The sequence below is a fragment of the Mesorhizobium sp. BR1-1-3 genome (assembly GCF_020165455.1).
GTDB classification, from domain to species: domain Bacteria; phylum Pseudomonadota; class Alphaproteobacteria; order Rhizobiales; family Rhizobiaceae; genus Mesorhizobium; species Mesorhizobium ciceri.
In genome coordinates this window covers 390,711-406,119 of record NZ_JAIUIC010000004.1, presented here as the reverse complement: position 1 = coordinate 406,119, position 15,409 = coordinate 390,711, and the positions used below count along the sequence as shown (strand labels likewise).

Annotated in this window: 11 protein-coding genes and 1 pseudogene; 3 read left to right on the top strand and 9 right to left on the bottom strand. The window is 63.6% G+C overall.

From position 1 onward, the window contains the following. The first annotated feature begins 124 nt into the window (after positions 1 to 124). Positions 125 to 2,446 carry a PAS domain-containing sensor histidine kinase gene (locus LB559_RS12065; protein WP_224674130.1) on the top strand — a complete coding sequence of 774 codons (2,322 nt, stop codon included), beginning with the start codon at positions 125 to 127 and terminating at the stop codon, positions 2,444 to 2,446. Positions 2,447 to 2,501: 55 nt separating this feature from the next. Next, positions 2,502 to 2,813 carry a type II toxin-antitoxin system prevent-host-death family antitoxin gene (locus LB559_RS12060; protein ID WP_224674129.1) on the top strand — a complete coding sequence of 104 codons (312 nt, stop codon included), beginning with the start codon at positions 2,502 to 2,504 and terminating at the stop codon, positions 2,811 to 2,813. A 494-nt stretch (positions 2,814 to 3,307) separates the two neighbouring features. Here the strand turns inward: LB559_RS12060 and LB559_RS12055 are convergent, their stop codons facing one another. The 4 genes from LB559_RS12055 to LB559_RS12040 form a co-directional block, all read right to left on the bottom strand. Continuing rightward, on the bottom strand, positions 3,308 to 6,256 hold the full coding sequence (locus tag LB559_RS12055; RefSeq protein ID WP_224674128.1) for a bifunctional [glutamine synthetase] adenylyltransferase/[glutamine synthetase]-adenylyl-L-tyrosine phosphorylase: 2,949 nt from the start codon (positions 6,254 to 6,256) through the stop codon (positions 3,308 to 3,310). Further along, entirely contained in the window at positions 6,256 to 7,734 is a 1,479-nt protein-coding gene (locus LB559_RS12050; protein ID WP_024505283.1) for a sensor histidine kinase, read from the bottom strand. Before LB559_RS12050 ends, LB559_RS12055 begins: the two co-directional genes overlap by 1 nt. Positions 7,735 to 7,741: 7 nt before the next feature. After that, on the bottom strand, positions 7,742 to 8,416 hold the full coding sequence (locus tag LB559_RS12045) for a response regulator transcription factor (RefSeq protein ID WP_023812818.1): 675 nt from the start codon (positions 8,414 to 8,416) through the stop codon (positions 7,742 to 7,744). A gap of 292 nt (positions 8,417 to 8,708) precedes the next feature. Then, the gene (locus LB559_RS12040) at positions 8,709 to 10,262 is read right to left on the bottom strand and encodes a Do family serine endopeptidase (RefSeq protein ID WP_013532632.1); all 1,554 of its coding nucleotides are present in this window, start codon (positions 10,260 to 10,262) and stop codon (positions 8,709 to 8,711) included. 206 nt (positions 10,263 to 10,468) lie between these two features. Here LB559_RS12040 and LB559_RS33010 point away from each other — a divergent pair. Then, a pseudogene (locus LB559_RS33010) lies at positions 10,469 to 10,692 on the top strand (type II toxin-antitoxin system RelE/ParE family toxin); the annotation flags it as partial. On the opposite strand, the gene LB559_RS12035 reads toward LB559_RS33010, so the two are convergent. From LB559_RS12035 to LB559_RS12015, 5 genes are all read right to left on the bottom strand, one after another. Beyond that, positions 10,689 to 11,153: a cytochrome c-type biogenesis protein gene (locus tag LB559_RS12035; protein WP_013532633.1), complete on the bottom strand. Its 465-nt coding sequence runs from the start codon at positions 11,151 to 11,153 to the stop codon at positions 10,689 to 10,691. The pseudogene LB559_RS33010 and the gene LB559_RS12035 overlap by 4 nt on opposite strands. Beyond that, positions 11,150 to 13,141 (bottom strand): heme lyase CcmF/NrfE family subunit, encoded by a 1,992-nt coding sequence (locus tag LB559_RS12030; RefSeq protein ID WP_224674127.1) that lies wholly within the window; start codon positions 13,139 to 13,141, stop codon positions 11,150 to 11,152. The genes LB559_RS12035 and LB559_RS12030 overlap by 4 nt, the downstream gene beginning before the upstream one ends. Before the next feature lie 32 nt (positions 13,142 to 13,173). Then, positions 13,174 to 13,617 (bottom strand): cytochrome c maturation protein CcmE, encoded by a 444-nt coding sequence (gene ccmE / locus LB559_RS12025; RefSeq protein ID WP_224674126.1) that lies wholly within the window; start codon positions 13,615 to 13,617, stop codon positions 13,174 to 13,176. A gap of 8 nt (positions 13,618 to 13,625) precedes the next feature. Beyond that, entirely contained in the window at positions 13,626 to 14,765 is a 1,140-nt protein-coding gene (gene ccmI / locus LB559_RS12020; RefSeq protein ID WP_024505286.1) for a c-type cytochrome biogenesis protein CcmI, read from the bottom strand. A 93-nt stretch (positions 14,766 to 14,858) separates the two neighbouring features. Further along, positions 14,859 to 15,296 (bottom strand): hypothetical protein, encoded by a 438-nt coding sequence (locus LB559_RS12015; RefSeq protein WP_224674125.1) that lies wholly within the window; start codon positions 15,294 to 15,296, stop codon positions 14,859 to 14,861. Between the last annotated feature and the right edge of the window lie 113 nt (positions 15,297 to 15,409).

Below are 15,409 nucleotides of genomic sequence, written 5' to 3'. Positions count from 1 at the left end.
TTTTAATCTTTTTTCGCCGGACCACTGGACAAGGCGAATCACCTTTGATTCTTTACTGACGATTCGGAAGTGCGGCGTTTGCCGGATCACCAAGCAGCATAGGCAAATTCGGGGAGTGCCATTTATGGCGAAGGCGGACGCGTGGGGCGCGCCCGGAGGGACGGTTTTTGCGCATCGTGAGACGCGCGGCGACGGTCTTGCCGGGAATACGCGGCTCATCGCCGAACCGGCCTACCGGCGGCTTTTGGCCGCCGAGCCGCTGCTGCGCCGATCAATACCCGTCCTCATCATCACCTTCCTGATCGTCATCGCGGCGTTGCGCGTGCTGTCGCTGATGAACGAGCGCGACGATGTCGAGCGCAATGCCAAGGCGATCCTGACGCTGGCGGCGGGCCAGCTGGCCAGTTCGCTCGCCACCACCTCGGAAACGGTGCCCGGCGCCATACAGGATCTGCTGGAGACCACCAGCCGTCAGGGCGCGATGGGCCGCAGCCATGTGCTTGTCATCACCGACAGCGCTTTCAAGATCGTCGCGGTGACGCCACGCTCGATGCCATGGCAGGGCCATTCGCTGGACGGCCTCGTCGAGGGCGGCCAGCCCTTGTTCATGTTCGGCGATCGTGCCGGCGTCATGGACGTCAACATCGACGGACGGGATTGGTACGCCGCGGTCAGCCTCGCGAATGGCGGAAAGGGTGCATCGGCGGCCCTGGTGCCACAGGACGCGGTTTTCGATGCCTGGCGCAAGACCGTTTCGCTGAACGTCACCCTGTTCGTGCTGACGGCCGGTGTGCTGATCGTCATCCTCTATGCCTATTTCGGCCAGGCGGCACGTGCGCAGGCGGCCGACCGCATCTACCTCGAAGCGCATCAGCGCATCGACATGGCGCTGGTTCGCGGCCGCTGCGGCCTGTGGGACTGGGACATGGTGCGCGGCAAGATGTACTGGTCGCGCTCGATGTACGACATGCTCGGCTACAAGCCTTGCGAAACGATGCTGTCCTTCGGCGAGGTCGATCAGATCATCCATCCCGAGGACGGCGACCTGTTCGAGCTCGCCAACAGAATCGTCGCACGCGAGATCGATCACATCGATCAGGTGTTCCGCATGCGCCATGCCGATGGCCAATGGGTCTGGATGCGCGCACGGGCACAGGTCATCGATCCGGAAGCGCCGGAGATCCAGCTGATCGGCATCGCCGTCGACGTCACCGAACAGCGTCATCTGGCGCTGCGTTCCGAGGCTGCCGACCTTCGCCTCAGAACGGCGATCGAGAACATCAACGAATCCTTCGTGCTGTGGGATTCGACGCAGCGCCTGATCATGTGCAATTCCAAATACCAGCAGGACAACGGGCTTTCGGACCGCGACGTGATGCCGGGCACCGCGCGCGCGGCGCTGGAAGAACGCATGCTGGCCTTTGCTTCCGAAAGGCGGCTTGCCCACACCAGCGGCCTGCAGGGCGGCGCCACTTTCGAGCGGCAGTTGGCCGACGGCCGCTGGCTGCAGGTCAACGAACTGAAGACCCGGGACGGCGGCATCGTCTCGGTCGGTTCCGACATCACCCAGATCAAGCTGCACCAGGAGAAGCTGGTCGACAGTGAGCGACGGCTGATGGCAACGATCCATGATCTCAGCCTCGCGCGGCGGGCCGAAGAGGAGCGTTCGCGCGAACTGGTCGACCTCAACCGCAAATACATGAAGGAAACCGAACGGGCCGAAGCGGCGAACCGGGCCAAATCCGAATTCCTGGCCAACATGTCGCATGAGTTGCGCACGCCGCTGAACGCCATCATCGGCTTCTCCGAACTGATGGAACAAGGGCTGTTCGGCCCGCTCGGATCGGAGCGCTACGAGGAATATGCCACCGACATCAACAGCAGCGGCAAGTACCTGCTGGGCGTCATCAACGATATTCTCGACATGTCCAAGATCGAGGCCGGCCAGTTCTCTCTGGACCGGGAAGAGATCGACCTCGGCCCGCTGATCAGCGAAACCGTACGCGTCGTTTCGCTGCAGGCGGCGCAAAAGGCCATCACCGTGGAAACGCGCATTGCCGATGCGCTGACGCTGGTCGCCGATCGCCGTGCGATCAAGCAGATCGTCATCAACCTTTTGTCCAATGCGGTGAAGTTCACCGGCCAGGGCGGCCACATATCGGTCAGGGCCCGCAACACATCCGGCGCGCTGGTGCTGACGATCGAGGACAATGGCTGCGGCATCCCCAAGGAGGCGCTCGGAAAGCTCGGACGGCCGTTCGAACAGGTGCAGAACCAGTTCTCCAAGAGCCATGCCGGGTCCGGCCTTGGCCTTGCCATCTCACGTTCGCTGGCCGAGCTTCAGGGCGGCGCGCTGAAGATCCGGTCGAGCGAAGGTGTCGGCACGATCGTATCGGTGCGCATTCCGGTGAAGAAGACCGTGCTGGCCGTCAAGGTTGCAGCGTGAAGTTTTTATCACCATCCCAGGCCTGATCCACCTCGTGGACGCGAGGTGAAACGCTTTGACAAAGTTATCTATTTTATCTATTTTGGATAAAAAGAAAGGCCTTGTCATGCGAGTGACTTCAACGGAATTCCAGCAGAATGTCGGGCGTTTTCAGGATGCTGCCCAGCGTGCGCCGGTCGCAATCACAAAGAATGGCCGGACCCACACGGTACTCCTGTCGGCGGCGATGTTCGAGGTCTTGGTCAAGGGACGGGTCGCCCGTCCTGTGGAAGAGCTGGACGACGAGACGCTTAACGCCATCGCCGAAAGCGCCGTATCGAGCGAATATGCCGGGCTTGATGCAATGCTCAAAGACTGGACACCGTGAGCCTGCCCAAACCTATCCCGGGTCTGGTGATTTCCTATTCTTACCTCTGGGTGAGAGAACACGAAAAGGGTGCCGAAGAAGGTCGCAAAAACCGACCATGCGCCATTGTCGCCGCGCGCCGGGTCGTGGAGGGCCGTGAAGTCATAACGGTCGTTCCGGTCACACACTCGCCACCAGCTGACTCCTGCCGATGCAGTAGAAATACCTGCGCCCCTCAAAGCCTATCTCGGCCTTGATGACACGCCATCATGGATCGTCGTCACCGAAACCAATCATTTCCTCTGGCCGGGTCCCGATCTCAGGCCTATCGCGGGGAGCAAACCGTCCCGATTCGACTATGGCATGCTGCCGCCGCGTTTCTATGCCTATCTGCGCGACCGGATTTTGCAGTCTCACGCAAGCCGGGCGCTGCAGCAGATTCGGCGAACAGAGTAGCTGCATGAGACTGGAGGACCACGAAACGTCCCCGATTCCAAGGGACGATCGCTTCCCGGTCATCCCGTACGAAGCAAAAGGTCGAAATCCTTCCTGACCTTCTGCGACGTCTCCTTGAGATGTGCTTCCAGCACACCGAAATCCGGCAGGTCGGTCACCGCCAGAAGCAGATCCGAAAGCCCCGGCGGAACGTCGTCGCGTTCGAAGGCTCCGGTAAGGCACAGCCGCGTCATCTGGGTCAGCGCCAGATAGAGCGCATAGGCGTCGAAAAGCTCCTGCCTCGCCCCGGCATTGGCGAAGCCCGGTGACAGGCGCGAAAGGATTTCGGCGGTACCGGTAACGCGCGGCCCGGCGCCTACCTGCCCGGTGATGACAGCGACTTGGGCGATGAATTCGAGATCGATCAGGCCGCCGGGGATCAGCTTGATGTCCCACAGGTCGCGCGGCGGCTTTTCCTTTTCGATCATGGCGCGCATGTCCGAGGCCTCGGCCATCACCTTGGCGGCGTCGCGCGGCTGACCAAGCACCGCCGCCACTTCCGCTTCAACCTCACTGCACAGGCTGGCGTCGCCAGCTATGGCGCGCGCGCGTGCCAACGCCATGTGCTCCCAGGTCCAGGCTTCCTGGCGCTGGTATTTCTTGAAGGCATCGATATGGGTCGCCACAGGACCCTTGTTGCCTGATGGCCGCAGGCGCAGGTCGAGTTCGTAGAGCACGCCCTCCGCCGTCGGCGCCGACACAGCTGCGATCAGCCGCTGCGTCATGCGGGTGTAGTAATGCGAAGGCGCCAGCGGCTTGTCGCCATCGGACTCCTCGGCGTCCGGCGCGTGGTCGTAAAGCAGGATCAGGTCGACATCCGATCCGGCGGTCAGCTCGCGGCTGCCGAGCTTGCCCATGCCGAGCAGCGCAACCACGCCGCCGGCAATGGTGCCGTGGCGCGCCGCGAATTCGGCCGTCACCGCCTGCAACGCAGCCTCGATGGTGAGATCCGCCAGATCGGAGAAGGCGCGGCCGGCGCGCGCCGGATCGATCGAGCCGGCGAGCAGCCGGACGCCGATCAGGAATTTCTGCTCGGAAGCAAAAATGCGCAGCCGGTCGAGCACGTCCTCATAAAGCCGGTCGCCCTCGACAAAGGCGGAAAGCCGTGCCGACAGATAGGCGCGGTCCGGTAGCTCCGTCAGCAAGGCCGGGTCGAGCAGACCATCGAAGACATGCGGCCGGCGGGTGATGATCGCCGCCAGCCGGGGCGCCGCACCCATGATCGTTGCCAGGAGCTTGAGCAGGGCCGGATTGGACTGCAGTAGGGAAAACAGTTGGATGCCGGCCGGCAGGCCGGCGAGAAATTCGTCGAAGCGCATCAGCGCTTCGTCGGCCCGGCGCGTCTGGCCGAAGGAGCGCAGCAGAGCCGGCGTCAATTCCGTCAGCCGCTCGCGCGCCTCCGCCGACTGGGTGACGCGATAGCGACCGAAATGCCAGCCTCGGATGACGCGGCAGATGTCGCTTGGCCGCTGGAAGCCGAGGCCGTGCAAGGTCTGCAGCGTATCGGGATCGTCGACATCGCCGGTGAAGACGAGATTGCCGATGCCTGTCGAAAGTTCCGGTGCTGTTTCGAACAGTGCCGCGTAGTGGCGTTCGACCTGCTGCAGCGAGGCGCGAAACGCCTGGGAAAAGGCAGGAGCATCGGCAAAGGCGAGCATGCGGGCGATGCGCTCCAAGCCTTCATCATCTTCCGGCAGCGTGTGGGTCTGCTCGTCGGCAACCATCTGCACGGCATGTTCGACGCGGCGCAGGAACCAGTACTGGCGGGCGAGCGCATCGCGCGCCTCGGTGGTGATCCAGCCGCGTGTCGCAAGCTCGCCGAGCATCGGCACGGTCTCGCGGCCACGCAGTTCAGGGAAGCGTCCGCCGGCGATAAGCTGCTGGGTCTGGACGAAGAATTCGATCTCGCGAATGCCGCCGCGCCCGAGCTTGACGTTGTGGCCCTTGACCGCGATCTCACCATGGCCCTTGTGGGCGTGGATCTGGCGCTTGATCGAATGGACGTCGGCAATCGCCGCGTAGTCCATGTATTTGCGCCAGATATAGGGCTGAAGCTCCTTGAGGAAGGCAGCGCCCGCTGCCAGATCGCCGGCCACCGGACGTGCCTTGATCATGGCGGCGCGCTCCCAGTTCTGGCCGCGCGCCTCATAGTAGCGCAGTGCCGCCTCGACCGGGATCGCCAGCGGTGTCGAGCCGGGGTCGGGGCGCAGCCTCAGATCGGTGCGGAAGACATATCCGTGCTCGGTGCGGTCCTGCAGGATGCGAACCAGGCGGCGCGTCAGCCGCGAAAACAATTCGGTGGCGTCGAGCGGGTCGACGACCGCCGGTGCTTCCGGATCGAAGAAAACCACCAGGTCGATGTCCGAGGAAAAATTCAGCTCATGTGCCCCGAGCTTGCCCATGCCGAGCAGGATCCAACCCGACTGTTTCGACGGGTTGTCGACATCCGGCAGTTTGAGTTTGCCCTGGCCGTGCGCGTCGCGCAGCAGGAAGTCGACGGCGGCACGGGTACAGGCGTCAGCGAGGTCGCTCAACCGCCGGACCGTCAGCGCCGTTTCGGCCTCGCCGGCAAGATCGGCCAGCGCGATGAGGAAATGCGCCTCCGCCTTCCACTGGCGCAGCTCCATCATCAGGCCGGATTCCGAAAGGGTCTCCGCCAAATGCGCCTGGTCTATGGCGGCGCCGATCGCTTTCAGCCGAGCCTCGATTGTCTGCTCGAACAGCCCGTCCAGGATTTGCGGCCGGCGACGTGCCGTATCGCGCAGGAACGGCGACAGATCGAAGACGGCGGCGAGGAAATCCTGGCCCTCCCCTTTGCCGGCCAGAAACTTGGCCAGCCGCGTCAGCCCTTCTTCGCGTGCTGCGGACGCGATCTCGGCCAGTTCCAGCCGCGCACGGTCCTCGTCCAGCGGAACAAGCCTGGCCGCCGGCTTCAGCAGCCAATCTTTCGCTCTCGCAGCCGTGCTCATCAGTGATCCTCCCGAACCGGGAAACTCATGACCACGGATAGTCCAGGATTGCCAGGCAAGAGTTCAAGCCGGCCATTGTGGAATGTCATGACGGCCTTGGCGAGGCTGAGGCCAAGACCCGAACCCGGTTGCGAACGGCTCTTCTCCAGCCGCACGAAACGTTCCGTGGCACGCGCGCGGTCGCCATCGTCGGGAATGCCGTGGCCATTGTCGGCAACCGACAGGCGAACGTCCGCACCGGCTCGCTCGAGCGTGACGCGCACCGCCGGCTGGGCATTGGCGCCGGTCGAATATTTGATGGCGTTGTCGACGATGTTCGACAGCGCCTGGCCGATCAGTTCGCGGTTGCCGTTGACGGACACCGCCTCGTGCGCGTCTGCTTCCAGCGACACGCCCGCCTCTTCCGCCACCGGCTCATAGAGCTCGACGACATCGCGTACGGCTTCCGCAAGATCGACGCGGTTCGTATTTTCAGACGAGTAGCCAGCCTCCAGCCGGGAGATCATCAGGATGGCGTTGAAGGTTTTTATCAACTGGTCCGACTCGGCGATGGTGCCTTCCAGCGCCTGCCGGTAGTCGGTGGGCTTTTGCTTGCCCGAAAGCGTCGCTTCGGCCCGGTTGCGCAGCCGGGTCAGCGGCGTCTTCAGATCATGCGCGATGTTGTCGGAAACCTGCTTCAAGCCTTCGTTGAGCGTGGCGATCCTGGCCAGCATGGCATTGAGATTTTCGGAGAGCCGGTCGAACTCGTCGCCAACCCCCGTCACCGGCAGCCTGCCCGACAGATCGCCGCCCATGATGCGACGGCTGGCTTCCGACACGCTGTCGATGCGCTTCAGCGCAGCGCGGCCGACAAAAAACCAGATCAGCAATCCGCCCAGCCCCATCATGCCGAGCGCCAGCATCAGCGCACGGCGGATGACGGCACGAAACCGTTCCGGCTCGCCAAGGTCGCGGCCGACCAGCATGATCATCTGGTTCGGCAGCCGCAGCACCAGCGCAATGGCGTTGTGGCCTTTTTCGCCCTGCGCCTGCGCATCGTTCTGCTCGGATTGGGTGGTGGTACCCTGCTCGGCGGGAAGGTTGCGCAGGCGCTCGAGCTCTCCCTCGCCAAAGCGCTGATAAGAGAACGGACTGCTGGTCCAGCCTTCGGTTTCGAGAACGCCAGGTTCGAGGCTCTGCACGTTGCCGGTCAGGATCTGGCCGTTGGCGTCGGCGATCAGGTAAAGGTTTGCGCCGGGCTGGCGCGAGCGCGCTTCGACCACGCGGACCAGTACCGGCAGGCCGCCGCGCTGATAGGCGCGGGCAAGGCCGAGCACTTCGTCATTGATGGTCTCCTGCGTCTGCGCGGTCAGCATTCGCGCCGACAGCGAGGTCATGTAGAAGACGAGCGCCACCGCGCAGAGCGCGAAGAGCAGGAAGTAGAGCGCCGAAAGCCGCGCTGCCGTCGTCTTCATGATGGCTGGCACGGAAAGAGCCATGCCGCAGCTAACCACTCTTCAGCATATAGCCGGCGCCGCGAACCGTATGCAGGATGGGCTTGTCGAAGCCCTTCTCGATCTTGCCACGCAGCCGGGAGACATGGACGTCGATGACATTGGTCTGCGGATCGAAATGGTAGTCCCAGACATTTTCCAGCAGCATGGTGCGCGTCACCACCTGGCCGGCATGCCGCATCAGATATTCGAGCAAGCGGAACTCACGCGGCTGCAGCGTTATCTCGCGTGACGCACGGCGGACCGAATGCGACAGCCTGTCGAGTTCGAGATCGCCGACGCGGTAGACGGTTTCCGCTTCCTTGGCACTGGCGCGCCGGTTCAGCACCTCGACGCGGGCGAGAAGCTCGGAGAAGGCATAGGGCTTTGTCAGGTAATCGTCGCCGCCGGCGCGCAAACCCGTGACCCGGTCATCGACCTCGCCGAGCGCCGACAGGATCAGCACCGGCGTCGTGTTGCCCCTGGACCTGAGACCGGCAATGACCGACAGGCCGTCGCGACGCGGCATCATCCGGTCGATCACCATCACGTCGTAGTCGCCGGCGTCGGCGAGCGCAAAGCCGGTTTCGCCGTCACCGGCGACATGCGCGGTGTGACCGGCCTCGGCAAAGGCTTTCTGCAAGTAATCCGCAGCCTCGCGATCGTCTTCTATGACGAGAATCTTCATAGGGCTGTTATACGCGATTTCGCCGGAAGGTTGAGTGGCAGACATCTGCATTGTGGCCTTTGCCAAAGCGCACCGCGACCGAGATCGCTCGAAGCAGTGCGCGATAAAGCTGCTCGCTGCCGATGTCGTTGGCATCGGATCGTTGAAGCGCTTTTGAAATTGTGCGGCAGCGGGCGATGGGAAGCCCGCTGCCGCCGGGGGAAGGCGCGATGACTGACTAACGCGCGCTCCTCCATGCTTTCCCGTACGGCGGCTCGGGGGTGTTGAACCGGCGCACGCTCCGGAGCCGACCTCAGCCCTTGGCGACGGGCAGCGCGACGAAACGATTGGTGTCGTCGCGGGTGATCTGCATCAGCACCGCCTTGCGGCCGGATTTGACCGCTTCGGTCATCGCCTTGGTGACGTCGTCGGTGCCGTTCACTTCGGTCGAATTGACCGATGTGATGACGTCGCCCGGCTGGATGCCGCGATCGGCAGCATCGCTGTCGGGATCGACGTCGGTCACCACCAGCCCCTTGCCGTTTTCGGACTTGGTGACGGTCAGGCCGAGATCGGCCAGCGTGTCGGGCTTTGCCGGAGCGGCAGGCTGCGACTGGTCGACAGAGGCCTGCTTGTCGCTCGAGGGCAGTTTGCCGAGATCGACCTTGACCGTCTGGCTCTTGCCGTCGCGCCACACGGTGACGTCAACCGACTTGCCAGGCGAGTAGGCGCCGATCAGCCGTGCCAGTTCCTTCGGCGAAGCGACGTCCTTGCCGTTGACCTGGGTGATCACGTCACCGGCCGTGATGCCCGCCTTCTTGCCGGGACCATCGTCCTGGGCACTGGAAACCAGTGCGCCGTTGTTGGACTTCAGACCAAGCGACTCAGCGATGTCGGAGGTGACCGGCTGGATTTCCACACCGAGCCAGCCGCGCTGAACGGAACCGCTCTTCATCAGGTCCTGAACGACCTGCTTGGCGGTCGAAGCGGGAATGTCGAAGGCGATGCCGACGCTGCCGCCGGACGGCGAGAAGATCGCGGTGTTGATGCCGACGACCTGGCCGTTGAGGTTGAAGGTCGGGCCGCCAGAATTGCCGCGGTTGACCGATGCGTCGATCTGGATGAAGTCGTCATAAGGGCCAGCGCCGATGTCGCGGCCGCGGGCGGAGACGATGCCGGCGGTGACGGTGCCACCAAGGCCGAACGGATTGCCGACGGCCACCACCCAGTCGCCGACGCGAACCTTGGAGTCATCGGCGAAGTCGACATAGGTAAACTTGCCGACGCCATCGACCTTGAGCACGGCGAGATCGGTGCGCGGGTCGGTGCCGATCAGCTTGGCGTCGAGTTCCTTGCCGTCATTCATCACCACGGTGAAGGCCGAGCCTTCCGAAACGACGTGGTTGTTGGTGACGAGATAGCCGTCATCCGAGATGAAGAAGCCGGAACCTTGTGCAACCGGCCGCGGCTGGTCGTTGTTGCGGTCGCGATGGCTGAAGCGCCTGTTGCCGCCACCCTGGCCGTCCTGATCACCAAATCCACGGAATTCCTTGAAGAAGCGGCGCAGTTGCGGATTGTTGGGCAGGTTGTTCATGCCATCCTGATCGTCGGACGGGTCCGAGCCGTCATCGGCGGCCGGGCTGATCTTGGCCTTGACCTTGACGCTGACAACAGCGGGAGAAACCCGCTCGACGACATCGGCGAAGCCCGGTACCTGCGGCGCCTCGACGCGCACGGCATCGGCCAGAACAGGGCTGGTTCCGCTGGTCAGCGCACCGACGCCGATCGCACCGGCCACGGCGACAGACGCGACGGCAGCCATGAGACGCTTGCGGGTGACGGAATATGAACGGGGGGCAATATTCATGGATCTCGTATCCTCTTTCCAAATGGACGCTGCTGATGGGCATCCTCAAGCAAGAGAATTAGAGTGGCGCACATTACAGCGCCATTTCCGACACATGAAACTTTGGTAATGTTTTGGGGTCGGGAGACGCACAAACCCGTTGGCCGCGATGCCCTATGCGCTATCTTGTACACAACTCAGCACAAGGCTTTCATAAATGACAGCAAGCACGCCTGGCGGATCGTATTCGTGAAATGGGCCGAGACCTTGGTGATATGGCGACGGGCCGGCCAGGCCGAGTAACAGGCACATATGAGACGTTCATCAGCCGCCTGCCCCACACCACATCATTGCCTATGAGTTGCGCCCGATCGCTGGCCGTCAGTGCGCCGTTATCCTGCGCGTCATTCACACGTCGCGGGACTGGCCCTCGGAGGAATGGCCGAGCTAATTGCCTAGTATCTTGTCCAGCGCCGCCTGTTCCTCAGTGGTCAGCGCATTGGTTGCCGTCGAGCGACGCGACCGCGCGGTCAGCACGATGAAAACGCCTCCCACCAGCAACAGCAGGACAGGCGTGCCCCACAGCAATGCATTGCGCAGGTCGAAACGCGGCTTGAGCAGCACGAACTCGCCATAGCGCGAAACCACGTAGTCCATGACCTGCTGGTCAGTGTCGCCGGCGACGAGGCGCTGACGCACGAGGACGCGCAGGTCGCGGGCAAGGTCGGCATCGGATTCGTCGATCGACTGGTTCTGGCAGACCATGCAGCGCAAGCCTTCCGAAAGCGCCCGAGCCCGTGCCTCAAGTGCAGGATCAGGCAGCATCTCGTCAGGCTTCACCGCCAAGGCCGTGCCGGCAAAAAACAGCGCCAGCAGCAGGATAATGGAGGTCAGCGAAAGCCGTGCGTTCATGGCAGGGTCGCGGATGGCACCACGCTCGCCTGCTTGCGCCGTCGCGACGGCGCGCCGACGCGCAGGCGCCGGTCCATCAGCGACATCGCCGCGCCCGCCATCATCATCAGGCCACCGCCCCAGATCAACGTCACCAGCGGCTTCCACCACAAACGCACGACGACCGAACCATCTTTGCCCTCGTCGCCGAGCGAGATGTAGAGCTGCGAGAAACCGATCGTCCTGATGCCGGATTCCGTCGTCGTCATCTGCCGCGCCGGATAAAACCGCTTAGCGGAGCTGATTTCGCCAACAGGGCTACCGCTGACGCCGATCAGCTCGAAGCGGCCGCGATCCTCGCTGTAATTCGGTCCCTGGGCCGGATAAAGCCCGACGAAACGCAGCGTATGGCCGGACAGTTCGACGGTCTCGCCGGCATGCATCGACAGGATCTTCTCGGTGCCGAAGCAAAGTGTGCCGACGATGCCGAGCGTGGTCAGGCCGAGGCCGAGGTGAGCGAAGGCTGTGCCGAAGACCGAACGCGGCAAGCCGAGCAAGCGCCGGACCATGATCCCCGTTGCGACGGTCCGAAAGCCCGATTTGACGGCGAGATCGGTGAGCGCGCCAAGGATCAGCCAGACGGCAAGGCCTACGCCCAGGGCTGCGAACACCGAGGCGCCGTCGATGAACAGAGCGGTGACCAGCGTCGCCAGCAGCGCCGCTGCAAAGGCCACCATCAGGCGCTGCGCGACGGCGAAGACATCGCCGCGCTTCCAGGCCAGCAACGGCCCGAACGGAACCACGAGCAGCAGCGGCACCATCAGCGGCCCGAAGGTGAGATTGAAGAACGGCGCGCCGACCGAGATCTTGTCGGCTGAAAAGGCTTCGACAGCGAGCGGATAGAGTGTGCCGACAAGCACGGTCGCCGTCGCCGTGGTCAGGAACAGATTGTTGAGGACGAGTGCCCCTTCTCGGGAAATCGGGTGGAACAGGCCGCCGGTCGTCAACCGGGAAGCGCGCAGCGCAAACAGCGCCAGCGAGCCGCCGATAAACAGCGTCAGGATGCACAGGATAAACACGCCCCGGGTCGGATCGGTGGCAAAGGCATGCACCGAGGTCAGCACGCCCGAACGCACGAGGAAGGTGCCGAGCAGTGACAGCGAAAAGGTCAGGATGGCGAGCAGCAGCGTCCAGATCTTCAGCGCCGAGCGCTTTTCCATGACAATGGCCGAATGGAGCAGCGCGGTGCCCGCCAGCCACGGCATGAAAGACGCGTTCTCGACTGGATCCCAGAACCAGAAACCGCCCCAGCCAAGTTCATAATAGGCCCAGTACGATCCCATGGCGATGCCGCCGGTCAGGAACATCCAGGCGACCAGCGTCCACGGCCGCACCCAGCGCGCCCAGGACGCGTCGATGCGGCCTTCGATGAGAGCGGCGACCGAGAAGGAAAAACAGATCGAGAAGCCGACATAGCCGAGATAGAGGAACGGCGGGTGGATGGCGAGGCCGAGATCCTGCAGGATCGGGTTGAGATCGCGGCCTTCGATCGGCGCCGGGTTGAGCCGGATGAACGGATTGGACGTCGCCAGGATGAACAGGAAGAAGGCGGCGCCGATGGCGCCTTGCACCGCAAGCACATTGGCGCGCAGCGCCGCCGGCAGGTTGGAGCCGAAAGCGGCGACGAGTGCGCCGAAGAAGGTCAGGATCAACACCCAAAGCAGCATCGAGCCTTCATGATTGCCCCAGGTTCCGGTGATCTTGTAGATCAACGGCTGCAAGGAATGCGAGTTTTCCCACACGCTTGCCACCGAGAAATCGGAGCTCGCATAGGCACTCGCCAGCGCTGCGAAAGACAGCGCCGTCAAGGCGAAGCCGGTCACCGCGACCGGACCGCCGACGGCCATCAGGCGCTGGTTGTTCAGGCGTGCGCCAAACAGCGGCACGAGCGTCTGCACCAGCGAAAGCGCAAACGCCAGGACGAGGGCGAAATGTCCGGTTTCAACCATGCCCGTGATCCACTGTCGCTCTCCTGCCGGAGCTATTCACTCTTGCTCTCCTGCCACACGCCCTTGGCCTTGAGGCCGTCTGCAACCTCCTTGGGCATATAGCGCTCATCATGCTTGGCCAGCACGCTATCGGCAACAAAAACCCCGTCCGGGCCGAAACTACCCTCGGTGATGACGCCCTGCTCTTCGCGGAAAAGGTCGGGCAGGATGCCGGTGTAGGTGACCTTGACCGATTTGTGCGTGTCGGTGACCGAAAAGCCGACCGTGGCCCCCTGCCCGCGCTGGATCGTGCCTTTTTCGACCAATCCCCCCAACCGGACGCGCTGGCCAGGCTGGACGCTTGCCGTGGTGAGATCGGCCGGCATGTAGAAATAGGAGGCCTTCTGGCCAAGCGCGTAGAAAGTCAGCCCGGTCGCGGCACCCAGGAAGACCAGGCCGCCCGCGATCACCGACAATCGTTTCTGCTTGCGCGTCATGTCTTGTTCTACTCCGTCGCCGCAAGCCCAAGCGAAGCGGCAAAGGCGGTGAATTTCTTCGCCTGGTCACTGTCGGCCCCAAAGACGGCAATGGCGCGACCGAGCGCCTCACGCGCCTGATCAGCCTTGCCAAGCACGACATAGGAACGAACGAGCCGCATCCATCCTTCCGGGTCGTGCGGATTTTGCCGCAGTTTGTCGTCAAGGCCGGCAACCATGGTGTTGATCATGGCTTCCCGATCCTGCGGCGACATCGAGGATGCGGCGTCGATATCGCCGGCATCGGGGCCGTTGGCGGCGCCGCCGGAAGCCACTTCGGGGTTGCCGGACTTGGCCAGCGCCTGCTCGACGGCACCGCGCCATGGCGAGTCCGGCGGCAATCTGCCCAGCATCGCCTGCCATGCCGTGGTCGCTTCCTTGGCGCGACCCTCCTGCGCCAACGCCATGGCCAGGTAGAAACTGGCCTTCGCATTGGCCGGATCGAGCTTCAGGGCTGCCTCGAAAGCATCCTGGGCATCGGCCGAGACAATGCCGCCTGCCGCGCCGGCGATCGCCTCTCCGAGACCGGCCTGGCGAACGGCGCTGTCGCCATCAAGCCGAATGGCGTTGCGATAGGCATCCGCCGCGTCGGAAAAGCGCTGCATGCGCAGATAGACCGGTGCAAGCACGTCCCAGCCCCTGCCATCGGTGGGATTGGCGGCCAGATGGGCTTCGGCCCGCGCCACCAGTTCGTCGACCGAACTGTCGGCGGGATTCTTGGCCAACCGCTCGCTGAGCGGTTGTGACGGCAGGTCGGGAGAGCCAAGCTTGACATAGAGCCCCCAACTGACCAGCGGCACCGCCAGCACGGCTACGGTTGCCACCAGCCTTGCGGTGGCCGGCGCTCGGCCCGCGTTTGCGCCGCCGGCGGTACCCGCATTGTCAAGGCGAAGGATGCGGCGAGCGATCTCGGCGCGGGCTTCGGCCGCTTCGGCCGGCTGGATCAAGCCACGCGCGGCGTCGCGGTCAAGCTCGGACAGTTGGTCGCGATAGACTTCGAGATCATGTTCGCCGCTCGACGACGCGCCCTTCGCGCTGGCGGCCAGCGGCAACAGCACCGCCAGGCTTGCACCCAGCGTGAGAATGGCGGCTATGACCCAGAACAGCATGGTTCTTCCAATAACGGCAGAGCTCTGCCGTGCCAACAGATGCATGCTGCGACGCTTTGACGACGCCAGCCGCCAATCGTCGGCAGACGGTCGTCAGGTCAGCGGTGTCCAGCTGCCATCGGCGTTGCGGCAAGCGGTTCCGCGCGCCGTGACTCCGGCGCCGCCGGAAAACACCGTCTGCGTGTACTGGCGGCAGTCCTGCGAACCGACGCGGTAGGGCTGGGCCGGAACCACCTCGCCGTAGCGCGAAGCCTGGGCGCCTTTCCACGTCACCTTCTGGCCGCTGGTCGTGTATTCCAGCGCTTTGTACTCAGCCTCGAGCGCGCTGCGCTTCTCGGTCTCGCTGAGGCCGTTGCCGATCGCCCCGCTGATGAGGCCGCCGCCCATCGCCGAAATGATCGTCGTGGTCACCTTGCCGCTGGAAGGAGATGTCGAGGCCGGTGTCGCTGCCACGGTTGGACCCTTGCCGCTCAAGGTGGTGCAGCCGGAAACAGCCAGCAATGCGGAAACAAGCGCGACGCGAATCTTCATGCCAACAACCGGTTTTCTTGAGTTGGACCCTGCCATGGATGCGCCGGGGGCCGCGTCATCGAGAAGTCGGCGTGGCCATAGTATTGATATTTGTCGGAAATTTGGCCGCTGGC